Source organism: Aequoribacter sp. (assembly GCF_965659035.1).
Lineage (GTDB): Bacteria > Pseudomonadota > Gammaproteobacteria > Pseudomonadales > Halieaceae > Aequoribacter.
This window is the reverse complement of the sequence record NZ_CBFHWH010000096.1, coordinates 1-7,153: the sequence shown is the minus strand read 5'-3', so window position 1 is coordinate 7,153 and position 7,153 is coordinate 1. Positions and strand designations below refer to the sequence as shown.

Below are 7,153 nucleotides of genomic sequence, written 5' to 3'. Positions count from 1 at the left end.
GACGGGGTTGGTGACGGTTACGCGGATGAGAGCATAGTCGGCATTGCCGACAGCTTCTGGATTGGTTTCACCGCTCTCAATCAAGACACCGTCTCTTGATGGCATACTTGTATCGACGCCTAAGGTGAATAGGCGCGCTGACCTGCCTGTTGCTTTGATGGGCAAGAGGTCATTTTCATTTTTTAACAGCACGATCGCCTTACGTTGGGCAAGATCCGCTTTGGCTTGGAATTCTGGATTGCCCACTAGCTGGGCTGCAGCATAGGGATCGACATAGGGGTTTTCGAATAATCCCAATTCAAACTGTTCCTTGAGTAAGCGTGCGACAGAGAGGTCGAGTCGCTCTTCGCTGATTAAACCGCTCTCGACCAAAGACAGTATTTGACTGTGGTCATCAAAACCGGACAGTACGTCGGTGCCAGAATGGATTGCTAGGCTCAGTAACTCTTCGATCGATTTGTCCTCAAGTCCCCAGGCGCGGTTTGCGCCGACGGGACCAATAATACCGGTATCGGAATTCACGTAGCCTTTGAATCCTAGTTTTTCTCGTAATAGCCCGGTCACGATGCCTTTTGAGAATGCCATGCCGACGTCATTGGGTTGATAATCTTGCCCTACGGGTATGCCGTAGTAGGCCATGATTGATGAGGTTCCCGCGTCGATAGCGGCAACGAAGGGCTTGAGATGTGAATCAAATTGACCGGCCGGGTAGCTTTGATTGCGACCAAAGTGATAGTGGGGATCGCCGCCCCCGGCTTGCGGACCACCGCCCGGGAAATGTTTGATAGTAAGTGCCACGCTTTCGTTGCTGAGTTGTTCGCCCTGAAGCGTCGTGACCAAGGTAGTGATGATATCTGCGGCGAGATCAGCATCCTCAGTGAATGTTTCGTGTACTCGATACCATCGGGGTTCGGTCGATAAATCCGCCATATAACCGTACATGCCGCGTAAGCCGATCGCGATCCATTCTTGGCGCATAATATTAGCGAATTCGCGTATTAGGTCTTGGTCGCGTGTAGCCGCAAGGCCGGCTTCTTTAGGCCAGGTCGAGAACGAACCCGCCGATAAGTTAATTCCAGGTCGTGCATCTTGTTCATAGTGATTGCGTGCGTTGGACTTGAACAAGGCCGGAATGCCCAGGCGGGTGGATTCGGCCAAGGCTTGAATAGCATTGGTGTAATTTGCTGCTTCGAAGGGCGTAATTTGGGCACCACTTCGGCCTGAGGGCGCTGAGCGGTCTGGGTTGGGCACGACGGGATTGCGAAAGATGAAGCGTGTCATATACTCTTGCTTGACAAATTTTTCGGCCTTGTCGGGCAGCAAGCCTTGAGATTCAGCGTTTAGCGTTTGAATCAGCATCATGCCCGCTTTCTCATTGACGGTCATGCGAGCTACTAGGTCGCCCACACGTTCGCTGATTGGCAGGCGCCAGTCTTCGTAGGGGTCTAGGCTTGAGTTGTCGTTCAGGTCTTTGAAGGTATAGCCGTCGATTTCTAAGTATTGCTTGGCGACTTTGACGAGCTGGGGTTGAGTATAGGCGGCCGGTTCGCTGGTTGCGTGTTGGTCTGTTAAGTCAGCGCATCCCGTGAGTAGCAAAGCCAATGCGCAAACTAAGAGACGACTCGGTCCTGCTTTATCAGTTTGGTTGTATTCTCGAATCGGTTTGGTTGTTACCCTGTTCATGCCTTTGCTCCCGCCGAAGGTTTAATGCCCGCCAATTTGGTAAGGCCACTTGGCCAAAATAGAGCTTTTTAGTGTAAAAAGCAAGTTTAGTCGCGTATCAACAGACTAAACTCAGCCTTCTGACCCCGAATGCAAGCAAATGTTCAGCGGATTAGCGGCAGCGCCTGAGTATTCTGGTCTGATCCATATGGGTTATTCCGTGCCCTGCGATCTCGGTTAAGCTAGACCCGCACAAAGACGACCATAAATCGAATAACAAAGAGACCGGTTATGAGCACACGACGAATTGAAAAGCTATTAGCCTTACGCTACGCCAGTATCTGCGATAAACGAAACTTTTCTGATGTTAAAGACATCGTCACCGAGGACTTTAAGCAAACCGGTCCCGAATGGCAGTGCGACGGAGCAGCCGCTTTTGAGGCGCAATTGGGTTTCTTAAAAGACAACTTCTCGGCAACCATGCACATGGTGGGTAACCAGTTGGGCGAGTGGCAGGACGAGGTTTACCGGGGTGAGACCTACAGCATTGCGAATCACTTGTACGAAAAAGATGGCGTTGCGCGCAAGTTGGATATGGCCATTCGATATGATGAGGAGATTCGCCAAGAAAATGGGGTGTACAAGTATGCTCGTCGGGATGTCCACGTGATTTGGGTATCGGACACTGCCTTGTACTCGTGAGGGGCGTTGTCCCTGGCTTGAGGGGAATTTTGTATGACTAGAAAAGTTGCGTTCATCACCGGCGCAAGCCGTGGCATTGGAGCAGAAACAGCCGTTCAATTAGCGAAGGCCGGCTATGATGTTGCGATTACCGCGCGCACGCTAAAGGAGGGCAGTGAACACACCTACGGTGCGGTAACGACCTCGCTATCAGGCAGTTTAGAGATGACAGCCGCACGTATCGAGGAAGTCGGTGGTAGGGCCTTGTGCTTAACCTCCGACATTCTAAAGCCCAACACTGTTTTGGCCGCCATTGATGAAGCGGTTGCAACCTTGGGTCCTATCGATTTGTTGTTTAACAATGCGTGTTACCAAGGGCCGGGTAATCTCGCGCGCTTCTTGGATGTTGAAATGGATCAGGTGGAGGCAATTTTTACCGGTAATGTCACGACGCCGACCATGGCGGTTCAAAAGGTGTTGCCAAGCATGGTCGAACGCGGTGGTGGGGTCATTGTGAATATGGTCTCCGGCTCGGCAGTTAATAATCCACCTGTCCCAGTTGATCAGGGAGGTTGGAGTTTTGCCTATCCAGCTTCGAAGGCGGCATTGATCCGTATGGTGCCCGCGTTACGCATAGAGCATACAGAGCCAGGTCTGCGTTTTTTTAACGTGGAACCAGGGTTTGTCTACACCCAAGTCATGAAGGCCAATCACTTTGGCGAAGACGCCGCAGCTCGATTCGGACCTACCGATCCCGCGGATGTGGCAGAGGTGATTCGCTGGCTGGCAACGACTGAAGAGGCGATGGCGTATCACGATAAAACGATTATTTTTGCGCCGCAGCTACACAAAGTGCTACGTAGCTCAATCTAAACCGTTCTAGGTAGGGTTGAGCAAGACGTATAGATTTAAATACGAGTTAAATGAGGACTTTCACAAACCGACAGAATGCGGTCTTTTGTCTTACTAAAGCCCTGGGGCAAACAGATGTTAAGTGGTTATGGGTGCTGCTGAATTTTTGAATACTGGTGAAGTACTGCGCGACCCAAGAGTCGCGCAGGATCTTATTAATTAAGCCTATTCTCCAAAATGATATTGCAGGGTCAAACCCGTCATACGCGGTTCTATATAGGTGCCACGCGGAAGGCCCAAGAAAGAACGGCTGGCATAGATAATGTCGTCATTATCGGCCAGGTTTTTAACCCAAGCGTGCACTGACCAGCCACCCGAGTTTGGCTCGTAGCCGATACGTGCGTTGGCGAGATCGTAGCTTTTGACCGTATTGATCGCAGCATTGTTGGGGTTGGTGAAAAAATCGTCGCGGTAGTTGTAGTCGACCTGCGCTACGACTTCGCCGCTCGCGACTGGGAAGCGCGCTTCAATCGCGATGCTGTAGGTCGTTTCGGGTGCGTCTGCAAGCTTGTTGCCGTCGTAGTCAATGCCCGCACCGCCACCGTCTTTAAACGAGTCGAACTCACTATCAGTGTATCCGTACGTGGCCCAGAAGGTCAGATTTTCGGTGAGAAGTACCTCGATATCCGCCTCGATACCCGAGCTGGTCACTTCGCCTGCGTTAGTCAGTGTCGCTACGGTACCGCCGTTGGACAGTTCAACGAACTGGCGCACCTGGAAATCGTCGTATTGCGCATCAAAATAGGCTAGATTGATGCGTGCGCGACCATCCCAAAGCGTCGTTTTAATACCCACCTCGGCGCTGTTAACCGATTCGTCACCGAAAGCCAATTGTTCCAGGGTGCTGACGAAATCGACATTCCAGCCACCGCTTTTAAAGCCGCGGCCATAGCTTGCGTAAAGCATCGTGTCATCAGACATAAAGTAATTTAGGCCGAGCTTTGGCGAGATGTCGTCGGTGCTAAAATTGTCAGCGTAGGAAGCGTTAGTGAACAAACCGGTCGTGTCGCTGATATCAAATTGAACGTCTTTTTTCTCGTAGGTGTAGCGCACGCCGCCCGTGAACTGCAGTTTCTCGGAGAGTTGTACGTTACCGTGCAGGTACGCTGCATAGGATGTGACGTCAACCTTTGCCGGCACGGATACGCTGGCTACGCCGCCCAGAAGGGCAGCACTGCTATCCGATTCGTTGGTTTGGTCGAAGTAGTACAGGCCAACGGTGTAGTCCATAGTGTCGCTGGCCGCTGATACCCAGCGAAATTCTTGCGAAGTGTGTTCGCTTACTTCCCCTAAAGAACTCGTGACACGACTGAAGGCGCTGGTAATCACCTGCGAGTCGGTGTAGTCCTCTTCCGCATTATTACTGAAGTCGGTTTTGCGATAACCCGTCAAAGACGAAAATTCCATGCCGTTGTCTAGGCTGTGGTTTACAACCAAACTTAAGCCCTCGAGTTCAATGTCTTGGCGCTGAGGTTCGTCAAAGCGAACTTCATAGGGGTTTGGTGCATAGGCAGGAGCGTCGACTAGGGCTTCGCGGCCGTGGAACGGGGCTTTTCGCTCATCGCGGTCTACCGATAGTGTGGCGTTTGTGGTGTCGTTCTCATAGCGTAACTGTAAGCGGATTGACTGATCATCTAAACCGTTCAGATCACCGCCCGTGAACAGGTTTCTGACGTGTCCGTCGCGCTGTGTGTCGTTGATCATGACTTTGGCAAAAAGCGACTCGCTAAGTGGTGCGTTGACCATAGCGGTGATGGCTTGGCGGCTGTAGTTGCCGATCTCGGCTTTAACGAAGCCGTGCAGCTCATTCGTTGGGGCTTTAGTGGTGAGTGAGATGGCCCCGGCGACCGTATTTTTTCCGAACAGAGTGCCTTGAGGGCCACGCAGCACCTCAATGCGCTCAAGATCGAGAGTGGCTTGGTTTGCGGCCGCCGAGCGTCCCACGAACAAGCCGTCGACATACACGCCTACTCGGTTGTCGTAGCCTGGGTTGCGGGAAAAGTCAGATACGCCGCGAATACCGATGCTCGAGTTCGAGCGACCGTTCGGGCTAACCGTTAGGTTGGGCGTTGAGTACTGCAGATCTGCTAAAGTTGCGGTGTTGATACGATTCAAGTCATCAGAGGTAAAGGCACTGATGGCAATAGGCACATCTTGCAGGCTCTGCGCTCTTTTTTGCGCGGTAACAACCACCTCTTCAAGTTGCATTTGGGCAAAAGCGTTGGAGGCGATGAGCCCGCTTACTGCGATAGCTACGCTGGTTTTTTTCATTCTGTGATCCCCACAATGGTTTTTAGACGCATTCATGGTAGGCATTGGGGACTTTGTTTGACCAATGCCAATTTCTACGGCATCGGATACAAATCAGTATAGGCCCCATGCGTCGAAGGTATCGCTCGGTTCAAAATAAGCATTGGTGTCTTGGCTGACACGAGAATATGATCGACGCTTGTTTACTTTGTTTTGGATTAAATTATGAAGTTATCGCGTTTCCCTAGGCTTCAATTTGCGCATTTACCAACGCCGTTAGAGCATATGCCTCGCTTGACCGAGCTGTTGGGTGGCCCCCAGCTTTGGGTTAAGCGCGATGACTGTACAGGCCTGGCAGGCGGTGGTAACAAGACGCGAAAACTGGAATTTTTGATGGGGCAGGCCTTAAAAGAGGGTGCCGACACGATTATTACTCAGGGAGCGACCCAGTCTAATCACGCGCGCCAAACTGCGGCGATCGCTGCGAAATGTGGTTTGCATTGTGAGCTGATCTTGGAAGATCGTGTTGGAACCGAGAATGCTGATTACAACTTCAATGGCAACGTGCTGCTTGATCACATTGTCGGTGCCGAGTTGCACTACACGGCGGCTGGCACCGACATGAATGGGGCAATGGAAGCGCTAGCTAATCGTTTAGAGCAGCAAGGGCGGAAGTGCTTCATTATTCCGGGCGGCGGATCTAACCCCACCGGCGCATTAGGTTACGTGAATGCTGCTTTGGAATTAGCGCAACAAGCCAATGATATGGGTTTGACGATAGACTGTCTGGTCCACGCAACGGGGAGCGCGGGAACTCAAGCGGGTTTAGTGGCGGGGATGGTTGGTGCAAGAGCCGATATTCCTGTACTGGGTATCGGTGTTCGAGCGCCCGATGCAATTCAGCACACCAATGTGCTTAAGCTTGCCAATGCGACGTCAGAACACATGGGGTTGGGTGCGATCGTTAAAGCCGACGATGTTCGCGTTAACTGCAGTTATGTCGGCGATGGTTATGGTTTGTCGACGTCGGCGAGTATCGAAGCCATAGAAATGTTGGCCAGAACTGAGGGTATATTGTTAGACCCAGTCTACTCTGCGAAAGGGATGGCCGGCTTAATTGACTTGATTCGCCAAGGCACATGGTCTGCGGATCAAAACGTTGTGTTTTTACACACGGGCGGAAGCCAGGCATTGTTTGCCTATCGCAATGAGTTTGGCGTGCCAGATTATCGCAAGTGATGCGCTCTAGACCTCTTTGGTTTTTGACATTGTTGGCCCTAGGGGCCGGCACTGTCCTTGGTTTGCTGGCGCCTCAGCTTGGCACTGTAATAAAACCTATTGGTCTATTGTTTTTGCAGGCTTTGAAGTTGCTGGTGGTGCCTTTGGTGCTGGTCTCGATCACGCACGCGGTGGGATCGCTGTCGAATGTTGGTACTGCGGGTCGCATGGGGGCTTATGCCTTAATCTGGTATGTGGGCACTACGGTTGCTGCAGTCCCTCTGGGGCTTGCAATTATGCGGTTTGTGTCGGTCGTCCCTATGCCCGATTTGGAGCTGACGGAGGGCCTTACTGGGTCCGTATCGGCGACGCCAGATCTTACTCAACTCATACCCCCTAACATTGTGTCGGCGATGGCCGAGGGTAACAT

At 51.9% G+C, this 7,153-nt stretch carries 6 protein-coding genes; 4 read left to right on the top strand and 2 right to left on the bottom strand.

Features of this window, described 5'->3' with window-relative positions; genetic code table 11:
• Positions 1 to 1,683, bottom strand: a 1,683-nt coding sequence (locus ACTF5Z_RS10620; RefSeq protein ID WP_438985607.1) for a glycoside hydrolase family 3 protein, incomplete at its 3' end; no start/stop codon positions are given.
• 270 nt (positions 1,684 to 1,953) lie between these two features.
• On the opposite strand from ACTF5Z_RS10620, the gene ACTF5Z_RS10615 reads away from it, so the two are divergent.
• On the top strand, positions 1,954 to 2,364 hold the full coding sequence (locus tag ACTF5Z_RS10615; protein WP_438985606.1) for a nuclear transport factor 2 family protein: 411 nt from the start codon (positions 1,954 to 1,956) through the stop codon (positions 2,362 to 2,364).
• Between the two features lie 33 nt (positions 2,365 to 2,397).
• Positions 2,398 to 3,216, top strand: coding sequence for an SDR family NAD(P)-dependent oxidoreductase (locus ACTF5Z_RS10610; protein ID WP_438985605.1), 819 nt, complete (start codon positions 2,398 to 2,400; stop codon positions 3,214 to 3,216).
• Between the two features lie 204 nt (positions 3,217 to 3,420).
• Here ACTF5Z_RS10610 and ACTF5Z_RS10605 read toward each other — a convergent pair whose 3' ends face one another.
• On the bottom strand, positions 3,421 to 5,526 hold the full coding sequence (locus ACTF5Z_RS10605; RefSeq protein WP_438985604.1) for a TonB-dependent receptor: 2,106 nt from the start codon (positions 5,524 to 5,526) through the stop codon (positions 3,421 to 3,423).
• A gap of 204 nt (positions 5,527 to 5,730) precedes the next feature.
• Between ACTF5Z_RS10605 and ACTF5Z_RS10600 the strand changes: the two genes are divergently transcribed.
• Positions 5,731 to 6,744, top strand: a complete 1,014-nt coding sequence (locus ACTF5Z_RS10600) for a D-cysteine desulfhydrase (protein WP_438985603.1) — start codon at positions 5,731 to 5,733, stop codon at positions 6,742 to 6,744.
• Positions 6,744 to 7,153, top strand: a 410-nt coding sequence (locus ACTF5Z_RS10595) for a cation:dicarboxylate symporter family transporter (RefSeq protein WP_438985602.1), incomplete at its 3' end; no start/stop codon positions are given. The genes ACTF5Z_RS10600 and ACTF5Z_RS10595, both read left to right, overlap by 1 nt.

What these genes read in the sequence shown, in the direction of transcription:
- ACTF5Z_RS10615 (WP_438985606.1), top strand. Translation starts at nt 1,954, where the DNA reads ATGAGCACACGACGAATTGAAAAGCTATTAGCCTTACGCTACGCCAGT.
- ACTF5Z_RS10610 (WP_438985605.1), top strand. Translation starts at nt 2,398, where the DNA reads ATGACTAGAAAAGTTGCGTTCATCACCGGCGCAAGCCGTGGCATTGGA.
- ACTF5Z_RS10605 (WP_438985604.1), bottom strand. Translation starts at nt 5,526, where the DNA reads ATGAAAAAAACCAGCGTAGCTATCGCAGTAAGCGGGCTCATCGCCTCC.
- ACTF5Z_RS10600 (WP_438985603.1), top strand. Translation starts at nt 5,731, where the DNA reads ATGAAGTTATCGCGTTTCCCTAGGCTTCAATTTGCGCATTTACCAACG.